This window comes from Tsukamurella serpentis (assembly GCF_054780975.1).
Genome location: NZ_BAAGVH010000002.1, coordinates 1,083,258 through 1,100,179 on the forward strand (window position 1 = coordinate 1,083,258; position 16,922 = coordinate 1,100,179).

The 16,922-nt window shown below is 68.5% G+C and carries 20 protein-coding genes and 1 tRNA gene; 7 read left to right on the top strand and 14 right to left on the bottom strand.

Annotation, left to right across the window (positions count from 1 at the left end; genetic code table 11):
• Positions 1 to 7: 7 nt before the first annotated feature.
• Positions 8 to 322, bottom strand: coding sequence for a WhiB family transcriptional regulator (locus tag ACYVHG_RS07625; protein WP_168545043.1), 315 nt, complete (start codon positions 320 to 322; stop codon positions 8 to 10).
• A 250-nt stretch (positions 323 to 572) separates the two neighbouring features.
• On the opposite strand from ACYVHG_RS07625, the gene ACYVHG_RS07630 reads away from it, so the two are divergent.
• Complete coding sequence (locus tag ACYVHG_RS07630; RefSeq protein WP_461166797.1) at positions 573 to 3,065, top strand: transglycosylase domain-containing protein; 2,493 nt, start codon at positions 573 to 575, stop codon at positions 3,063 to 3,065.
• A 70-nt stretch (positions 3,066 to 3,135) separates the two neighbouring features.
• Here the strand turns inward: ACYVHG_RS07630 and ACYVHG_RS07635 are convergent, their stop codons facing one another.
• Together ACYVHG_RS07635 and ACYVHG_RS07640 are read right to left on the bottom strand one after the other, a co-directional pair.
• Positions 3,136 to 3,369, bottom strand: coding sequence for a hypothetical protein (locus ACYVHG_RS07635; protein ID WP_461166798.1), 234 nt, complete (start codon positions 3,367 to 3,369; stop codon positions 3,136 to 3,138).
• Between the two features lie 161 nt (positions 3,370 to 3,530).
• Positions 3,531 to 4,319, bottom strand: a complete 789-nt coding sequence (locus tag ACYVHG_RS07640) for an acyl-CoA thioesterase domain-containing protein (RefSeq protein ID WP_461166799.1) — start codon at positions 4,317 to 4,319, stop codon at positions 3,531 to 3,533.
• Between the two features lie 115 nt (positions 4,320 to 4,434).
• Here ACYVHG_RS07640 and ACYVHG_RS07645 point away from each other — a divergent pair, with 115 nt between their 5' ends.
• A complete protein-coding gene (locus tag ACYVHG_RS07645; RefSeq protein ID WP_461166800.1) occupies positions 4,435 to 5,043 on the top strand; it encodes a class I SAM-dependent methyltransferase in 609 nt (202 codons plus the stop codon).
• 103 nt (positions 5,044 to 5,146) lie between these two features.
• Entirely contained in the window at positions 5,147 to 7,390 is a 2,244-nt protein-coding gene (locus ACYVHG_RS07650) for a heavy metal translocating P-type ATPase (RefSeq protein WP_461166801.1), read from the top strand.
• On the opposite strand, the gene ACYVHG_RS07655 is transcribed toward ACYVHG_RS07650, so the two are convergent.
• Together ACYVHG_RS07655 and ACYVHG_RS07660 are read right to left on the bottom strand one after the other, a co-directional pair.
• The gene (locus ACYVHG_RS07655; RefSeq protein WP_461166802.1) at positions 7,377 to 7,652 is read right to left on the bottom strand and encodes a hypothetical protein; all 276 of its coding nucleotides are present in this window, start codon (positions 7,650 to 7,652) and stop codon (positions 7,377 to 7,379) included. The genes ACYVHG_RS07650 and ACYVHG_RS07655 overlap by 14 nt on opposite strands.
• Positions 7,653 to 7,667: 15 nt before the next feature.
• Entirely contained in the window at positions 7,668 to 8,444 is a 777-nt protein-coding gene (locus tag ACYVHG_RS07660) for a class I SAM-dependent methyltransferase (protein ID WP_461166803.1), read from the bottom strand.
• Between the two features lie 143 nt (positions 8,445 to 8,587).
• On the opposite strand from ACYVHG_RS07660, the gene ACYVHG_RS07665 reads away from it, so the two are divergent.
• Positions 8,588 to 9,079, top strand: coding sequence for a hypothetical protein (locus ACYVHG_RS07665; protein WP_461166804.1), 492 nt, complete (start codon positions 8,588 to 8,590; stop codon positions 9,077 to 9,079).
• 24 nt (positions 9,080 to 9,103) lie between these two features.
• Here the strand turns inward: ACYVHG_RS07665 and ACYVHG_RS07670 are convergent, their stop codons facing one another.
• The 5 genes from ACYVHG_RS07670 to ACYVHG_RS07690 form a co-directional block, all read right to left on the bottom strand.
• Positions 9,104 to 9,736 carry a hypothetical protein gene (locus tag ACYVHG_RS07670; RefSeq protein WP_461166805.1) on the bottom strand — a complete coding sequence of 211 codons (633 nt, stop codon included), beginning with the start codon at positions 9,734 to 9,736 and terminating at the stop codon, positions 9,104 to 9,106.
• 49 nt (positions 9,737 to 9,785) lie between these two features.
• The gene (locus tag ACYVHG_RS07675) at positions 9,786 to 10,355 is read right to left on the bottom strand and encodes a uracil-DNA glycosylase (RefSeq protein WP_461166806.1); all 570 of its coding nucleotides are present in this window, start codon (positions 10,353 to 10,355) and stop codon (positions 9,786 to 9,788) included.
• Between the two features lie 167 nt (positions 10,356 to 10,522).
• Complete coding sequence (locus ACYVHG_RS07680) at positions 10,523 to 10,966, bottom strand: SRPBCC family protein (protein WP_461166807.1); 444 nt, start codon at positions 10,964 to 10,966, stop codon at positions 10,523 to 10,525.
• Between the two features lie 144 nt (positions 10,967 to 11,110).
• Positions 11,111 to 11,184: transfer RNA gene (locus tag ACYVHG_RS07685), tRNA-Pro, on the bottom strand.
• Positions 11,185 to 11,257: 73 nt separating this feature from the next.
• The gene (locus tag ACYVHG_RS07690; RefSeq protein WP_461166808.1) at positions 11,258 to 12,208 is read right to left on the bottom strand and encodes a metallophosphoesterase; all 951 of its coding nucleotides are present in this window, start codon (positions 12,206 to 12,208) and stop codon (positions 11,258 to 11,260) included.
• A gap of 53 nt (positions 12,209 to 12,261) precedes the next feature.
• Here ACYVHG_RS07690 and ACYVHG_RS07695 point away from each other — a divergent pair, with 53 nt between their 5' ends.
• The gene (locus ACYVHG_RS07695; protein WP_461166809.1) at positions 12,262 to 12,726 is read left to right on the top strand and encodes a GatB/YqeY domain-containing protein; all 465 of its coding nucleotides are present in this window, start codon (positions 12,262 to 12,264) and stop codon (positions 12,724 to 12,726) included.
• A gap of 3 nt (positions 12,727 to 12,729) precedes the next feature.
• Positions 12,730 to 13,266 (top strand): hypothetical protein, encoded by a 537-nt coding sequence (locus tag ACYVHG_RS07700; RefSeq protein WP_461166810.1) that lies wholly within the window; start codon positions 12,730 to 12,732, stop codon positions 13,264 to 13,266.
• Positions 13,267 to 13,279: 13 nt separating this feature from the next.
• Here the strand turns inward: ACYVHG_RS07700 and ACYVHG_RS07705 are convergent, their stop codons facing one another.
• The 4 genes from ACYVHG_RS07705 to ACYVHG_RS07720 all read right to left on the bottom strand — a co-directional run bounded on the left by ACYVHG_RS07705 (position 13,280) and on the right by ACYVHG_RS07720 (position 15,009).
• Positions 13,280 to 13,642, bottom strand: a complete 363-nt coding sequence (locus ACYVHG_RS07705; RefSeq protein WP_461166811.1) for a fluoride efflux transporter FluC — start codon at positions 13,640 to 13,642, stop codon at positions 13,280 to 13,282.
• Complete coding sequence (locus ACYVHG_RS07710; RefSeq protein ID WP_461166812.1) at positions 13,639 to 13,971, bottom strand: fluoride efflux transporter FluC; 333 nt, start codon at positions 13,969 to 13,971, stop codon at positions 13,639 to 13,641. The genes ACYVHG_RS07705 and ACYVHG_RS07710 overlap by 4 nt, the downstream gene beginning before the upstream one ends.
• 49 nt (positions 13,972 to 14,020) lie before the next feature.
• Positions 14,021 to 14,446 (bottom strand): organic hydroperoxide resistance protein, encoded by a 426-nt coding sequence (locus ACYVHG_RS07715; RefSeq protein ID WP_461166813.1) that lies wholly within the window; start codon positions 14,444 to 14,446, stop codon positions 14,021 to 14,023.
• Positions 14,447 to 14,580: 134 nt separating this feature from the next.
• Entirely contained in the window at positions 14,581 to 15,009 is a 429-nt protein-coding gene (locus tag ACYVHG_RS07720; RefSeq protein WP_461166814.1) for a Fur family transcriptional regulator, read from the bottom strand.
• Positions 15,010 to 15,137: 128 nt separating this feature from the next.
• Between ACYVHG_RS07720 and ACYVHG_RS07725 the strand changes: the two genes are divergently transcribed.
• A complete protein-coding gene (locus ACYVHG_RS07725) occupies positions 15,138 to 16,922 on the top strand; it encodes a penicillin-binding transpeptidase domain-containing protein (RefSeq protein ID WP_461166815.1) in 1,785 nt (594 codons plus the stop codon).

Genomic DNA, 16,922 nt, shown 5'->3' on the forward strand with positions numbered 1-16,922 from the left:
CGCGCGATCAGCCGGCGACGACGCGCTTGCGCTCGCGCTGCGCCTCGAAGAAGGCGCGCCAGCTGGTGACCTCAGGATGCTGGCGGAGCAGTGCACGGCGCTGACGTTCGGTCATCCCGCCCCACACGCCGAACTCGACGCGGCTGTCGAGCGCATCGGCACCGCACTCGAGCTGAACCGGGCAGTGCCGACAGATGGTGGCCACCTTGCGCTGGGCGGCACCGCGGACGAACAGCTCGTCGGGATCGACGTCGCGGCACTTGGCCTTGGACACCCAGACCAGGCGGTCCTCATCGTCGACCAGAACGCGTGCACTTGTCATGTGACTTCCCCTTTCGCCGGAGCGGCCTTTCCTCCCCCTCGCCCCCTGTGTCCACCGTCCGATGGAGGGGGCGATCGAGGTGCTCACCACATCGTCTGCAATAGTGTTACCTGAATCACATGGCCGACACAAGTCGGGCATCGAGGAAATCAGGAACGGTGGTCCTAGAAATTCAGCACGCCCGTACCGATCCGCTGGTCGGCGCGTCGGCACCCGGGAATCGGACGGATCGGCACGTATCCTGGTGACCGTGTCGAAACCCGGAGTGATCGCGAAATTGGTCGGCTGCATCCTGCTGGCCGGTCTGCTGCTCGCGGGTGTGCTGTTCCCCTACATCGGGGGTGTCGGGCTGATCTCCAACCGCGCAGCGGACACCGTCGACAACATCAGCTCCGAGTTGCTCGAAGGGCAGGTCCCGGAGGTCACAACGGTGACCGACTCGACCGGCGCGCCGATGGCCTACCTCTACGACCAGCGCCGAGTGCAGGTCCCGTTCGATCAGATCTCGCAGGACATGGTGCGCGCGATCATCTCGATCGAGGACAAGCGGTTCATGGAGCACGACGGCGTCGACTACCAGGGCACCGTGCGCGCCTTCCTCAAGAACCAGTCCGCCGGTGAGGTGCAGCAGGGCGCGTCGACCCTCGACCAGCAGTACATCAAGAACTATCAGCTGCTGGTGCTCGCCGAGTCCGACGCCGACCGTCGGGCCGCCGTCGCCACCACGCCCGCGCGCAAACTGCGCGAGGTGCGGATGGCGCTGACCCTCGAGCGCACCTTGATCGAACGCGCCAAGAAGGACCAGGGCGTCGATGATGCCCGGGCCAAGGTGATCGCCAAAGAGCAGATCCTGGCGCGCTACCTCAATATCGTTCCTTTCGGTAACGGTGCCTACGGCATCGAGGTGGCCGCGCAGACCTACTTCGGCAAGCGCGCCTCGCAGCTGAACATCCAGGAGTCGGCGATGCTCGCCGGGATGGTGCAGTCGAGCTCGTCGCTCAACCCGTACACCAACCCGAAGGGCGTCACCGAGCGCCGCAACACCGTGCTCGACACGCTGATGCAGAACTTCCCGGACAAGCGCGCCCAGTACGACGCCGCGAAGCGGAGTCCGCTCGGCGTTCTGCCCCGGCCGAACACCCTGCCCGGTGGATGCATCTCCGCGGTCGCCAATCGCGGCTACTTCTGCGATTACGTCCTCAAGTACCTCGCCGAGGCGGGGCTGCCGAAGGACATGGTGATCCGCGGCGGCTACACCATCCGCACCACTCTCGATCCGCGCGTGCAGGACTCGGTGCAGGCGGCGCTCAACGGCACCGCCAGCCCCACCCTGTCGAACGTCGCGCAGGTGATGAACGTGATCCGGCCGGGTGCCGAATCGCACGACATCGTCGCCATGAACTCCTCCCGGGTGTACGGCCTGGACGTGGCCAAACGGCAGACGGTCCAGCCCGAACCCTTCGCGCAGGTCGGCGACGGTGCCGGCTCGACCTTCAAGATCTTCACGGTCGCCGCGGCCATGGAGAAGGGGCTCGGCCTGGACACCAACGTCAGCGTCCCGGCCACGGTGCAGGTGCAGGGCATGGGTCACGGCGGCTACGCAGGCTGCCCGACGAACGCCTACTGCGTGAAGAACGCGGCCCCGTATCCGTCGTCCATGTCCCTGACGCAGGCGTTGGCGACCTCCCCGAACACCCCGTTCGTCAAACTCATCGAGCAGGTCGGAGTGACCCCGGTCGTCGATATGGCGGTCCGGCTGGGCATGCGCTCGTACACCCAGCCGGGCAGTTCCGGTTCCGGGAACGACAGCCTCGCCGAGATGTTCAAGAAGCAGAACCTGGCCTCGTTCACCCTCGGCCCGACCGCCGTGAGCGCCCTGGAACTGACCAATGTCGCGGCGACGCTGGCCTCGGGCGGCGTCTGGTGTCCGCCGAACCCGATCCAATCGATCACCCAGCCCAAGCGCAACAGCGACGGGATTCAGTCCGTGGGCCCGGACGGCAAGCCCGAGACCATCCCGGTCCCGTTCAAGTCCGAGAAGTGCGAGCAGGTGATCGACAAGGGCTTGGCGAACACCCTTGCCAATGCCCTGAGCCAGGACGATCGCGGGGCCGGGACCTCGGCCGCTGCAGCCTCGCGCGTGGGGTGGACGCTGCCGCTGGCCGGTAAGACGGGTACCACCGAGACCTTCCGGTCGTCGGCGTTCCTGGCGTACACCAACCAGTACGCCGGTGCCAGCTACGTCTACAACGACGGCAACTCCCCCGGGCCCATCTGCAGCGGACCGCTGCGTCCGTGTGGGGAGGGCAACGTCTACGGCGGCACCGAGCCGGCCACGGCCTGGTACAACGCGCTCAAACCGATCGCCACGATCTACGGTCCGGTCACCCTGCCGCCGATCGATCCGAAGTACCGGGACGGGTTCGGGCCCGGGAAGATCCCCAATGTGATCGGCCTGAACGAGGCGGCGGCGCGGGCACGGGTCGAGGCCGCGGGTTTCAAGACCACCACGACGTACGTCAACAACGCGGCGCCGAACGGCACCGTCGTCTCCACCTCGCCGACCGGTTTCACTCAGCCCGGGTCCACGATCACCCTGAACCTGTCGAACGGGATCGCTCCGGCTCCGTCACCGGCACCGTCGGCACCGGGGGTGCAGACGGGGCCGGGCGGCACCACCATCACGATCCCCGGTTTCGGCCAGTTCACCATTCCCGGTGGCGCTCCGCCACCGCGGAACTGATGCGCCCGGCCCGGGTCACCGCGGCCTTGCTGTGATCGCCGCGCTCAGTGGCTGATCACCTGATCGACTCTCACGAGAGAGCGGCGATCACCTTGTTCATGCGGGTCTGGAGCCGGCGTAGTTGCATGCCCTGATCGTCGAGCCGGCGGGCGATGGAGTTGACCGCGTCGCACGAGCCCGTCTCGTGCAGGCTGCGGGCATCGATCTGGAGGTCGTCGCCGGTGCGACCGATGGAGGCGGCGATGCTGTCGAGTTGGGCGGTGAGATCGTCGAGTTCGCTGCGTACTGTGCCTGCGAGACCCATGATGTGTCCCTCTCTGCACGCCCCGGGCGGGCGTTCGAGTGCACCGTATGCCGGATCCGCGACCGGCTGGGCCAATTGCAGATGACTGTCGTGTGTCCGTTACCTGACGTTTGCCCTGACACCGGGGCCGCACGACCGGTCCGGGACCACCGCAGCGCCGATCAGGACGAGGTGGGTCCGTGCACCGCCTCTCCGGTGGCGACACCGGTCACGGTGCACACCCCGAATCGCCCGCTCCTGTCGAACATGCTGGCCGAGGAGATGCTGACGCCGTCGATCACCACGAACTGGTCCGCCTCCAAGCCGATCTCGTCACCGATCGGTGCGCGGGCGACCGCCAGGGACACGTCGCCGTTGATGGTCTGCACGCCGCCGGTGCCCATCCCGGTGACCAGGTTCGTGCAGTCGGAGACCATCGCCGCCCGGGCGAACGGGGTGGTCGGCTCGCCGTCGAGGACACGCCAGCCCCGGGTCCAGATCCGCTTGCGCTCGGCCGTCGCCCAGAGTTCCGGCGTGTCGGAGGAGATGTACTCGCCGTCACCGCCGGCCATGGCCAGCCGACTCGGTTCGGTGGGCGGCAGTGGCACATGCGGATCGGACCAGACGACACCGTCGGGCTGCGGGGCGCGATGGTAGAAGGTCGCGGCGGCGCGGACGACGGGGCGATCGTCCTGCACGATCTCGGCCTCGGCCAGGCGGATACGGCGGCCGGAGCGGATCAGCCGGGTGCGGACCTCCAAGTGGCCTGATCGCACCATGCGGAACAGATCGCAGTGCCAGCGCGCGGCGACCAGCCCCTCGCCGAACTCGGTGTCGATCACCTGGGCGAGGAGTCCGGCCACCGCCGGCCCGGAGAGCGTTCCCGGAGCCCAGCGACCTTCGGCGGCGGGCAACGAATCGAAGCCGTCGCCGCTGCGGGCGAACTGGGCGGGTACTTCTTCATTGGGCACCCTATCGATCTACCAGAGCCCGATGCGGGGTCACCGGGCGGGGCGCGGCCCGGCTCGCGGGCCACTCCGGCTCCACGGGGCGGCAGTGCGACGCCTCATGGAGTACGAAGGAGATATGGGCGATTCGTTGTTCGAGAAGATCTGGCCACAAGTGGTACGCCACGAGCCGCCGCTGCTGCGCGAACTGCGCGGCCGCAATCTCGCCGGATTGCGTGGGCGGGTATTGGAAGTGGGGGCGGGTACCGGCACGAACTTCCCGCTGTACCCGCGCGAGGTGACCGAGGTGGTGGCGCTGGAGCCTGCGCCTGCACTGCGCCGCCGGGCAGTGCGGGCGGCGGACGGCCGGATCGAGGTGCGGCCGGAACGTCTGGATCAGTTCCACGGCGCCGAGCCCTTCGACGCGGTGGTCTTCAGCCTGGTGCTGTGCTCGCTGCCGGACCCGGAGAGCGCCGTCCGGCAGGTCCGCGAGTTGCTCCGCCCGGGCGGGGAACTCCGCTTCCTCGAGCACGTCGCCGCTGCCGGCGGGATGCTGGAGGGGGTGCAGAAGGTCGCGGACCACACCCTCTGGCCGCGACTGTTCGGGAACTGCCACTCCCATCGCGACGCCGAATCGACGATCACCGGGGCGGGATTCCAGGTCACCGCGATCGAACGGCGGATGCTGGCGCCGTCGTGGGTGCCCTTTCCCACCTCGCCGGTGGTCTTAGGACACTCGATCCGGTAGCCGTCCGCCTCCCGGCCTTCTTCCCTTTCCATCGGTACCCCATAGGGGTATAGTCCCGATTGGTAGATACCCCCTAGGGGTATTGGAGCGGATCGAGGACGACATGAGCATCACCACACATTCCGGTGGCACCGATATCGAACTGTCGATCGAGGGGATGACCTGCGCTTCGTGTGCCAACCGCATCGAACGCAAACTCAACGACCTCGGCGGGGTGACGGCCACCGTCAACTACGCCACCGAGAAGGCATCGGTCCACGTTCCCGCCGGGTACGACCCCGATCGACTGATCGCGGAGGTTCGCAGCGCCGGCTACGCGGCCGCACTGCCCGGCGATCGCGACCACACCGCCGACGCCGACGATGCGCACGGCCTGGCTTCGCCGCGCCGGCGCCTGCTCGTCTCTGCAGCTCTGACCCTGCCCGTGATCGCGTTGGCGATGATCCCCGCGGCGCAGTTCACTTACTGGCAGTGGGTCTCCCTGGCACTCGCCACCCCCGTCATCGTGTGGGGCGCGTTTCCGTTCCACCGGGCGGCGTGGACGAACCTGCGCCACGCCACCGCGACCATGGACACGCTCATCTCGATGGGCACGCTCGCGGCGTTCCTGTGGTCGCTGTACGCCCTGATCCTGGGCACCGCCGGGATGCCCGGGATGCGGCACGGCTTCGAGCTGACCATCAGCCCGTCCGACGGCGCCTCGAACATCTATCTCGAGGTCGGGGCCGGTGTCACGGTGTTCATCCTGGCGGGTCGGTACTTCGAGAGGCGGTCGAAGCGGCGGGCCGGGGCGGCGTTGCGCGCCCTGCTGGAACTGGGAGCGAAGGACGTCGCAGTGCTGCGTGACGGGATCGAGGTGCAGGTCCCCGTCGGGCAACTCGCGGTGGACGACGAATTCGTGGTGCGTCCCGGCGAGAAGGTCGCGACCGACGGTGTGGTGACCGAGGGCGCGTCCGCGATCGACGCGTCGATGCTGACCGGTGAATCGGTGCCGGTGGAAGTGGCGGCCGGCGATGCGGTGACCGGGGCGACGGTGAACTCCGGGGGGCGCCTGGTGGTCCGGGCCACCCGTGTGGGCGCCGATACCCAGCTGGCGCAGATGGCGCAGCTCGTGGAGCAGGCGCAGACCGGGAAGGCGCAGGTGCAGCGCCTGGCGGATCGGGTATCCGGGGTGTTCGTGCCGATCGTGCTGGTGGTCTCGGTGCTCACCCTGGTCGGCTGGTTCGTCACCGGGCATTCGGCGGCATCGGCCTTCGCCGCTGCGGTCGCGGTGCTGGTGATCGCCTGCCCGTGCGCGCTCGGATTGGCGACACCGACGGCGCTGCTGGTCGGGACGGGGCGTGGCGCGCAGATGGGTGTGCTGGTCAAGGGGCCGCAGGTGCTCGAATCGAGCCGGCGGGTGGACACCGTCGTACTGGACAAGACGGGCACCGTCACCACCGGGACGATGACGCTGATCGAGGCGATCACCGAAGACGGTGTCGACGAGCAGGAGTTGCTGCGTCTGGCCGGAGCGCTGGAGAACGCCTCGGAGCATCCGATCGCGCGGGCCATTGCGACCGCCGCGCGACGCCGGGGTGCACTGCCCGCGGTCGAGGGGTTCACGAACGTCGAGGGCAGGGGCGTGCAGGGCGTCGTCGACGGCCGGGCGGTGATCGTGGGCCGCGACTCGCTGCTCGCTGACTGGGCGGTGACGCTCAGCGACGATGTGGCGCAGCGGAAGGCACGAGCCGAAGCCGAGGGGATGACGGTGGTCGCGGTGGCCTGGGACGGCGCCGCGAGGGGTGTTCTCGTGGTGGCCGATGCGCTTCGTCCGACGAGCGCCGCCGCGGTGCGCGGGTTGCGCGGACTGGGCCTGACACCGATCCTGCTGACCGGTGACAACGCCGCCGTCGCCCGGAGGATCGGCGACGATCTCGGCATCGACGAGGTGATCTCGGAAGTGTTGCCTCAGGACAAGGCCGCCGTGGTCCAGCGATTGCAGGCGCGCGGGCGGATCGTCGCGATGATCGGCGACGGGGTGAACGACGCTCCGGCGCTCGCGCAGGCGGACCTGGGGTTGGCGATGGGGACCGGCACCGACGCCGCGATCGAGGCCTCCGACATCACCCTGGTGCGCGGCGACCTGCGCAGCGCGGTGGATGCGATCAGGCTCTCGCGCAGCACTTTGCGGACGATCAAGACGAACCTGTTCTGGGCCTTCGCCTACAACACCGCGGCGATTCCGCTGGCCGCAGCGGGGATGCTCAATCCGATGCTCGCCGGGGCGGCGATGGCGCTGTCGAGTGTGTTCGTGGTGGGCAACAGCCTGCGGCTTCGACGGTTCCGCAGCGTCACCGTTCGCTAGGCGGCGGTTCCTCCCGCTGGTCGGGGTCGGGGTCGCGCAGCGCCGGTAACGTGCGGTGGTGGCTGATGCCTACGTCGTGACCGGCGGCGGGCACGTTGCGCCACTCGTCTTCCTCACCGAGCGTCCACTTGCGGAAGGCCGGTGTGAAGCCACCGGGCCACGCCCCACGCTTCTGTCGCCGACGCACGATCACTGCGAGGACGATCGGGACGACGGCGACCGCAACCGCATAGCCGACCATCACCACCGCTGCTGCGTCCATCGGTCCAGTATGCGTTCACGCAGCCGGGGAGACCACGAGAACCAGCGAACCGTCGAACGTGGGTCGGCGGCGGAGGTACCCGTGGCGTTCGTCCCAGCGCCCTGCCGCGAGGTCGTCCGCGAGCGCTGCCACGTACCCCTCGGAAGTCCGAGCGTCGACGAAGCTCCACGCCGAACACGACGTTCGCGCCGGCGCGGACAGGAGCATCTCGGGCCTGCCGTAGTAGGCCTCGTTGAATCCGTCCACGCAATCGAGCGGGATCGGTACACCGGTCACCGAGGCACCACCCAAAGCCTCACAGAGCAGGTCCATCGGCGGATACCGCCGCTGCTCGGCCGCGATCACCGCCGGTGCGTACCCGGACAGCCAGAATCGGTCGACCAGATTCGGGTCCGCGGTGAGCACGACCACGGGGCCGCGCGTCACACGCCGCAGTTCCATCAGACCCGCTCGCGCATCACTCCACTGATGGACACTGAACGTGGTCATCGAAGCGTCGAAGTGCCCATTCGGGAACGGCAGGTCTTCGGCAACGCCATCGATCGCGGGCGCCAGGTGCGGAGCGCGCTGTTCACGCATGGCTCGTGACGGCTCTACCGCGGTGACCTCACGATCGGCGGGCTCGTACGAACCCGCTCCTGCGCCAACGTTCAGGACGGTTCGCGCGTCGCCGAGTGCGGAGGTGATCGCCTCGGCGATCCGCGGATCGGGTCGCCGGAATTGCGAGTACGAACCACCGACCAGACCGTAGTCCACGTCACCTGCGCTGCCGTCGTCATGCCGCTCGCGCATCACGCCTCCTCCGATGGGTTACCGGAACGCACTCGAATTCTGGCAGACAATGCAACGAAGGTCACAGCTCCTGCCCGCCCGCACCCCGCTAACCAGAGGTAATGTACGTCAGTAATTCATCACTACCGAAAGGTGAACAGTCCATGTACTCGAAGCTGTCCCCCGTGGTTCGCGCGGTAGCGGTCGCCTCGACGACGGCGGTCATCGCCACCGTCGCACCCGCTCTCGCCCAGGCCGCGCCCGCCCCGGGCGACGAGGCCACTGCCCGTCGGATCGCGTGCGAGGAGTACTCGGTCGGCGCGGCGACGATGGACTACCGCGACACACAGTCGTGGCGTGGCCGGCTCACCCGCGGAGTGACCCCGGAACTCCGGGCCAAGCTCGACTCCAGCTACCCCTCCGTGGCCGAGCTTCTGCAGCCCCTCAAATGGGTCTCCACCGCGCGCCTGCAAGGCGCGGAGGTCAAGCCCGCGGGCAACGACATCTGGAACGTCACCTGCTTCGTGGCGGTGCGCAGCACCACTGTGCAGGCACCCCAGGGCCGTGAAGTGCTCACGCAGTACGAGATCACGCTCGACAAGAAGCGTGCCTGGCAGATCACCGATATCGGCGGCTCGGGGAACCCGGCGCGGTAGCCGGAAGTCGTACCTTCGACGGGCTCACCCCAGCCCCGGCACCAGTTCCCGCAGGTCGATCAATTCGATGTGCGAGGCGGGGCCGGCAGTGAACTCCGCGACCGACATGGTTCCGGCGGGATCGAACCTCTCGGAGAACCTTGCCCGAGTATGAGGAGAGGATCGCCCCAGCGCCCACGACACCGTGGATGCCGAGGTTCGGAGGAATCGCAGAGGCAGATCGCCTACGACGTAGAGTTGCGCCGTCCGCCCGGTCTCGTCCAGGGCGAGGTGCACGAGGTCGGCGAGCACACCGCGCTTCCGCATGGTGTCCGCTCCTTTCCACTGAGCGACCTTGAACTCCGCTATCCGCCGGTCGGTCTCCAGGTCGAACGGACGGCTCTTGTCGTTGCCTGCGCCGAGCGACGGCCGATTGGTCACCCGCTCCCCGACGTCGAGAATCTGCGGCAATACAAGTGAGATCGTTGCTGCGTGAACGACGTCGTTCAGACGCCCCACCGTGGATCGCACCGCCAACGCCGCGGCGAGCAACTCGGTGGACAGTCCATGTTCGGCGGCGACGTCGGCTGCTTCCTCCGCGGTCGTCTCGACCAGCGCCGACTCGACGTGCGCGAGCTGAGCGGTCAAGCTGTGCGAGCTGAGGAAGTCGGAGAGCAAGGCGAATGCTGCTGCGAGGTCAGGCGAGGTTTCCGTCACCCTCCCGGTGTCAATCACGGTGCATCCACTCGGCGGCTTCCGCATAACCGTCCCGGAGGTTCTGCATTCGCGACGCTCGAATCGCCTCGTCCTTGTGCCAGAACGCCTGCCTGCTGGTGTGATACGTCTCGATCACGTGCAGGCGGCGGGCTGCGATCGAGAACCGGCTCCGGTACGCGCGCCACGCCTGATGCGCACTACCACCGTGCAGGACGACCACCCGAAGATCCGGACAAAGATCGATCACACGATGGAGAACCGGGAGCGCACGAGCGATCTCAGGGGCCTTCGGTGCGCGATTGATGTACCAGGGGTAGGCGTTCCACGTCATGAGCTCGGAGAGATCGATCCCCGACTCCTGAACCAGGCTGCGATGCAGCTTCGCCGACTCGTCACGGTTCTCGATGCACAGCATTCCGCTTCCGGTCCCCACCTGGGTCGCCGGTCCGGGATCACGGAACAGACTCAGAACGCGCGCCTGTGTCCCACCGTAGAGCGGTGCCACGTACGGCATCCACTCGTCGTCACTGCTCAGCTCATCGACCATGCGGTTGAACGGCGCGATGTGCGGATCGAACAACCGACGCCGCTGGGCCGCGAGAAACGCAGGAAAGTCCTCATTCCGAACTCGCTCTGTCATGTGAGCACCCTACGACCGAGGACCGACAACAACCGCGTTTCATCCACTGCGGATTCGGCGAAGACTGCGCTCTGCCGACACAGAGAACCGACGCACTCACGGCTGGACTAGAACCTGTCGAGCACATCTCCGAGTCTGGCAAGTGTTGTCCGCCAATTCCTGCTCATCCCGCTACGGGCCATCTTCTGCCTGCGATCATCGATATCGAAACCGCTCTGCACCAGAACCAGTCGCGTCCCGCGGGCATGGCGATGCAGCGACCAGGTCACCGGCCACTGTCTGGGAGCACCCGAACGCATATCCCGCCAGTTCCAGGTGAGCCGGGATACCGGTTCACATTCGAGCACTTCGCCGGCGATCTCAGCGGGCCGATCCGTGGGAACGACGAACATGAAGTTCGTCCCGACCTCTGCGGAGTAGCCGACGGACTGCAGGAGCCACTGCTCCAGAACCGCGGGCTCCGTCAGCGCCCGCCACACCCTCTCAGGCGGGTGCCGATAGAACTGGTCCAATTCGATGACCGCGGGATTCAGCTCGGGATCTTGGTCCACGCCTCGAGTATGCCGCCGAAGCTCATTGCTCGATCCTATTCGGTCACCGGGACCGCGCTCTCTCCCAAGCTTCACAGAAACAAGTAAGGCCCCTGGCCAGTGTTTCCACTGATCAGGGGCCCTGCTGTCGTCTCAACCAACGAGTCGGGGTGGCGGGATTCGAACCCACGACCTCTTCGTCCCGAACGAAGCGCGCTACCAAGCTGCGCCACACCCCGTGGTGACAACCTCGATAAGGTTACTACAGGCACCGTCGGGCAGGAAATCCGCAGGCCAGAGTGCCCAGGCGCGCTAGGTGCGTACCGCCTCCGGGGCGACCACGGGCCCGATCTCCACCTCGCGGTCACGCACCGGCGCACCCACCAGCGTCAGCAGCGACGCCTCCGGCCGGCAGAAGGTGCGGAAAGGCGCCCACGGCGAGGTCCCGAGCCCTGCGCTGACGTGCAACTTCATATGCGCACCCCACGCCGAGGCGCCCTTGACCCGCGAGCGGTCCAGGCCGCAGTTGGTGATCAACGCGCCGTAGCCGGGCAGGCACAGTTGCCCTCCGTGAGTATGGCCCGCCAGAGCGAGGTCGTATCCGTCGGCGGCGAACCGGTCCAACACCCGCGGCTCGGGTGAGTGCGTGAGCGCGAGCCTCAGGTCGACGGCCTCGTCGGCCCGCCCCGCGATGGTCTCGTACCGGTCCCGGTCGATGTGCGGATCGTCCACCCCGGCCACCGCGATGGTGACCCCGCCGGCCTCCAGACGGCGGCGGCTGTGCGTCGCGTCGAGCCACCCCCGTTCGGTGAACGCGGCGCGCAGATCCTGCCACGGCAACGGATCGCCGTGCTTGCGCTCGTGATCCTTGTCGAAGTACTTCGCCGGGTTCTTCGGGGTGGGACCGAAGTAGTCGTTCGAGCCGAACACGAACAGACCCGGCCGGCCCAGAAGGGGGTTGAGCGTCTGCACCACCGACGGAACCGCCTTCGCGTGCGCGAGGTTGTCACCGGTGTTGACCACCAGATCCGGCTCCAGCGCAGCCAGTTCGTTCACCCAGGCCTGCTTGAGCCGCTGGCCGGGTGTCATGTGCAGGTCCGAGATGTGCAGGATGCGCAGCGTGGGCGTACCCGGCGGGAGGATCGGCAGCGTGTGCTCGCGCAGCGTGAAGGCGTTGCGCTCGAAGACGGTGGCGTAGGCGATCGACGCGACACCCGCGCCCGCCAATCCCGCTCCAGCACGGACAAGAGGATGAACTGCCATTCCCCCAGGATACTCAGCTGCCGCCGCTGCGCACACCGCGTAACTTGGATGACATGTCAGACGTGAAGGCCGCGATCCGCGACGATCTCAAGACCGCCATGAAGGCCAAGGACACCCAGGTCACCGGCACCCTGCGCATGTTGCTCTCGGCGATCCAGAACGAGGAGACCACCGGAACGGCGCACGCGCTCACCGACGAGGAGTTCCTCAAGGTGGTCGCCCGCGAGGTCAAGAAGCGCGGCGAGGCGGCTGAGATCTTCACCGCGAACGGTCGTGACGAGCTGGCCGCCAAGGAGCGCGCGGAGGCCGAGATCATGTCCCGCTACCTGCCGCAACAGCTCAGCGACGACGAACTGGGCGCCCTGGTCGACGCCTCGGTCGCCGAGGTCACCGCCGAGCTCGGGGAGGCGCCGACGGTGCGCCAGATGGGCCAGGTGATGAAGGTCGCCACCGCGAAGGCGGCCGGAGCGGTCGACGGAAAGCGCCTCTCGGCCGCCGTCAAGACCCGGCTGGCGTAGCGCGTGCTGCGCGAATCCGGTTCCGGCACCGCCCGCCCGGCCAGCTCGCGGCGTCGCGGGGGCGCGGTGTGGCTATGGGTACTGATCTCCCTGGCCGCCGGAGCCGGTGCGATCGCCCTCTACGTGACCGCGATCATCCAGGCCTCCGCCCTGCTGGGCACCGCCGGCTACCCGGGGAACTTCCCGGCGTCACCGCTGGGCGTGCGCACCATCGCCATCCTCGTGCTCGCGATCGCCGGGCTGGTGGTGTGCGCGGCGATGGCACTCACCGGCCTGGTCGCGCTGTTCGGGCGGCGCTGGGCCACGATCCTCTACGGGTTGGCGGTGTTCGCCGGATTCCTGATCGCGGCGGCATCGGCTCTGCTCGGTAACTCCCCCACCTACACCGATCCGGTGAGCCGCTTCGGCGTCGATCACAACGGAGCGCCGTTGGGCGGACTGCCCATGTGGGGAGCGGTGATCGTGATGCTGCTGATGCTGTGCTCGCTGGCGCTGACCCGGTCGGTGTACGGGTACGCACTGGCCCGCAGCGGGCGGTGAGTCACGGCGGACCTCACAGCGACGCGCCAGCGGCGTATCCGGCCCACACGGCCACCACGGCGGCTCCGAGGGTGGCCGAACCGTAGCCGATCCCCTCGCGGTACCGCTTGTCCCGCAGCAGTGTCCAGGTCTCGACGGTGGCGGTACTGAAGGTGGTGTAGCCACCGCACAGCCCGGTACCGAGCACCGCGAATGTGGCCGCGCCGACCACACCCGACTCCGCGGCGAGGCCAGCGAGCACGCCGAGCAGCAGCGAACCGGTGGTGTTCACCACCGCCGTCGACCACACCGACAGCCGCGCCCGCAGAGCGCTGTCCACCAGCAGGCGCAGCACCGCTCCCAGCCCACCGCCCAGGCAGACGAGCAGTGTGGTCATCGTCGAACCACCGCCGCTCCGGCGAGAGCCGCGACCAGGCCCAGCAGCACCGTCGCACCGGCGTACAGGGCGCCCAGGGCGGGGCTCGCGCCGTGCAGTTCCAGCGCGAACGCACTGTAGGTGGTCAGTCCGCCGCAGAATCCGGTTCCCAGCAGCAGCCGGATGCGGCGGTGCCGCTCGTCGTCGGGCCGCTGCGCCAACGCCTCGATCACACCGCCGAGCAACAGCGCGCCGATCATGTTCACCGCGAAACTCGCCCAGGGGAACGGCGTGTGCGGCAACCAGTGTCCGACCTCGGCTCGGACGTAGGTTCCGGCAGCGCCGCCCACGAAGACGAGGCCGAGGGCGGCGGGCCGCAGTGAGGTGTTCAGCCGCGGATCAGACGGTGGTGGTCAGATCGACGTCGATGTTGCCGCGGGTCGCGTTCGAGTACGGGCACAGCTGGTGCGCCTTGGCGACCAGTGCCTCAGCGGTCGCCTGGTCCAGACCGGGCAGCGTGGCGGTGATCGCGGCGTTGATACCGAAGCCGGTCTCGGTCTTACCGAATCCAACGGTGACCTCGACGGAGGTGTCGTCCGGGACGTCGATCTTCTCGCCCCGGCCGATCGCCCGCACCGCACCCAGGAAGCACGCGGCGTAGCCGGCGGAGAACAGTTCCTCCGGATTGGTGCCCTCGCCGTTGCCGCCCATCTCCTTCGGCGGACGGGTCTCGAGATCGATGCGGCCCGTGGCCGACTTCACGTGCCCGTCGCGACCGCCACCGGTGGCGGTCGACGAGATGGTGTAAACGACGTCCAAGCTCATTTCCGGCCTTCCTTCGCACTGCGTCCGCCCGGGTCCGGACGGATCCTCTTCCGAGGGTAGCCCGCATCACCGACCGGTCCCAGGGCGTCGCGCCGATCCACAGCGGGATCCGGCAGCGGGGTCCGGCAGCGGGATCAGTCGGGACGGGAGGCGCAGTCCGGGCAGTAGCCCCAATAGATCACTTCCGCCTCGTCGATGACGAAGCCGTGGTCGTCGTCGGCGGTCAAACACGGGGCCGCGCCCACGGCGCAGTCGATGTCCACGATCCGGGCACACGCCCGGCAGACCAGGTGGTGATGGTTGTCGGCAACTCGGGCCTCGTAACGCACCGCCGACCCGGCCGGTTCGATCCGCCGCAGCAGGCCCTTCTCCGCACACACCCGGAGCACGTCGTACACGGTCTGGGTGGCGACGGTGCCGAGCCGGCCCCGCAGGAACTCGGCCACATCGTCAGCGGTGGCGTGCGGGTGATGGTCGAGGTAGCCCAGCGTCGCGACGCGCGGTGCGGTGATCCGCAGTCCCACGCCGCGCAGGCGCTCCTCGGCGGTCGCGACCTCGGTCATGGGAAATAGAGTACGCCCGATTCTGGAACGACTCCAGGGAGTGTGACGAAGTTTCCGCAGGTCCGGATTCCGCCGAGGAAGTCGGCGAACTTTGGTGAGTATCCGCGAGAGCAGGTTCACTGGACACCATGCGAACCATCCGACCTCGCTTCGTGCCGATTGGCGCCGCACGTTCGGCACGGGGCGTCGCACCGATCCTGGTGATCGGCACCCTCGCCACCTCACTCGTCGCCTGCTCCGAGGACGACGTGGTCACCAAGTTCGCCACGGCAGTCTCCAACCGCGACGCCGAGCACGCCGCGAACCTCACATCCGACCCGCCGACCGCGGCCGAGGCACTCCAGGCCACCTTCGACGGGATGGGCGAGGCCAAGCCGAAGGTCACCGTCGGCAAGGACGGTGAGGACAGCGCACTGACCTGGTCCTGGGCGCTGCCCCGCGAGCGGGGGGTGCGGTACAGCACCAAGGTCGCGGCCGGCGGCGGCAAGGTCACCTGGGAACCCGGGCTGATCCATCCGGACGCCACCACCGGATCCCGCCTGCTGTACGCCGACGAGAAGCCGTACTCCACCCGGGTCGTCGATCGGAGGAACACCCCGCTGATGACCTGGCAGACGGTCACCGTCGTCTCCCTGGCTCCGGATAGGGCCGCCTCGGCCGACGCCCTCGCCGCCCGGCTCACCGCCGCAGATCCGACCGTGACCGCCGCCGGCTTGCGCTCGACCGTCGAGGGCAAGGACGCACCCACCGCAGTGATCTCGCTACGGGCAGCCGATGCGAAGAAGGTCGGGCCGCTGACCTCCATCGACGGGGTGAGTACCCGTGACGAGGGCCGCCTGCTCACCACGTCGCCGGCGCTGCGCTCGCCGGTGACCTCCGGGCTCGAGGACCGGTGGCGCCGGGACGTCGATGCCGCGGCCGGGGCGTCGGTCACCGTCGTCGACCGGGAGAGCAAGCCGATCCGGCTGGTCGAGTCCTTCCCCGCCGCCGAGATCCCGCCGATCCGCACCACCCTGGACGCTGCCCTACAGCGGGCTGCGAACGCGGCGGTCGCCCGGGAGAAGCGGCCCACCATGCTGGTCGCGATCCGTCCGTCCACCGGCGGCATCGCGGCGGTGGCGCAGAACACGGCCGCCGACAAGCAGGGCCCCGTCGCCCTGACCGGTCTGTACCCGCCCGGATCGACCTTCAAGACCATCACCACCGCGGCGGCGTTGGAGGCGAGGATCACCACCCCGGACGCCGAACTCGCGTGCCCCGGCCGGGCCCGGTTCGGTGACCGCACCATTCCCAACGAGAACGATTTCGCGCTCGGCAACGTCCCCCTGCACACCGCCTTCGCCAAGTCCTGCAACACCACGATGGCGGGCCTGGGCACTCGGCTCGGCGAGAACGCGCTCACCGAGACCGCCAAGCGGTTCGGGCTCGGCGTCGACTACGCGATCCCCGGGATCACCACGGTCACCGGCTCGGTTCCGGCTGCCCGGACCGACGCCGAGCGGGTCGAGGAATCGATCGGGCAGGGCCGGGTCACCGCGTCCCCGTTCGGACTCGCCGTGGTCGAGGCCTCGCTCGCGGCGCGCACCGCGGTCCGGCCGTCCCTGTTCGACGGTGAACCCGCCCCGGCCGGTGAGCCCGGGAAACAGATCGACCAGGGTGTCGCCGATGCGCTGCGGGCGGCGATGCGCGAGACGGTCGCCAGTGGCACCGCGACGGCGCTGCGCGGAATCGGCGACCTCGGCGGCAAGACCGGCACCGCCGAGTTCGGCGACAACACGCACGCGCACGGCTGGTTCGCCGGGATCGTGGGGGACCTGGCCTTCGCCACGCTGGTGGTCTCCGGCGAGAGCTCGGCGCCGGCGGTCGGGGTGAGCGGCGCCTTCCTGCGCGGCGCAGGCGGGGATCTCCCCTGA

Bases quoted from the DNA above. Each gene is read 5' to 3' on its own strand.
- ACYVHG_RS07635 (WP_461166798.1), bottom strand. From the start codon at position 3,369: ATGGGTCTCGCAGGCACAGTACGCAGCGAACTCGACGATCTCACCGCC.
- ACYVHG_RS07650 (WP_461166801.1), top strand. From the start codon at position 5,147: ATGAGCATCACCACACATTCCGGTGGCACCGATATCGAACTGTCGATC.
- ACYVHG_RS07720 (WP_461166814.1), bottom strand. From the start codon at position 15,009: ATGACCGAGGTCGCGACCGCCGAGGAGCGCCTGCGCGGCGTGGGACTG.
- ACYVHG_RS07705 (WP_461166811.1), bottom strand. From the start codon at position 13,642: ATGACCACACTGCTCGTCTGCCTGGGCGGTGGGCTGGGAGCGGTGCTG.
- ACYVHG_RS07645 (WP_461166800.1), top strand. From the start codon at position 4,435: ATGGGCGATTCGTTGTTCGAGAAGATCTGGCCACAAGTGGTACGCCAC.
- ACYVHG_RS07665 (WP_461166804.1), top strand. From the start codon at position 8,588: ATGTACTCGAAGCTGTCCCCCGTGGTTCGCGCGGTAGCGGTCGCCTCG.
- ACYVHG_RS07690 (WP_461166808.1), bottom strand. From the start codon at position 12,208: ATGGCAGTTCATCCTCTTGTCCGTGCTGGAGCGGGATTGGCGGGCGCG.
- ACYVHG_RS07695 (WP_461166809.1), top strand. From the start codon at position 12,262: ATGTCAGACGTGAAGGCCGCGATCCGCGACGATCTCAAGACCGCCATG.
- ACYVHG_RS07715 (WP_461166813.1), bottom strand. From the start codon at position 14,446: ATGAGCTTGGACGTCGTTTACACCATCTCGTCGACCGCCACCGGTGGC.
- ACYVHG_RS07725 (WP_461166815.1), top strand. From the start codon at position 15,138: ATGCGAACCATCCGACCTCGCTTCGTGCCGATTGGCGCCGCACGTTCG.
- ACYVHG_RS07660 (WP_461166803.1), bottom strand. From the start codon at position 8,444: ATGCGCGAGCGGCATGACGACGGCAGCGCAGGTGACGTGGACTACGGT.
- ACYVHG_RS07655 (WP_461166802.1), bottom strand. From the start codon at position 7,652: ATGGACGCAGCAGCGGTGGTGATGGTCGGCTATGCGGTTGCGGTCGCC.
- ACYVHG_RS07625 (WP_168545043.1), bottom strand. From the start codon at position 322: ATGACAAGTGCACGCGTTCTGGTCGACGATGAGGACCGCCTGGTCTGG.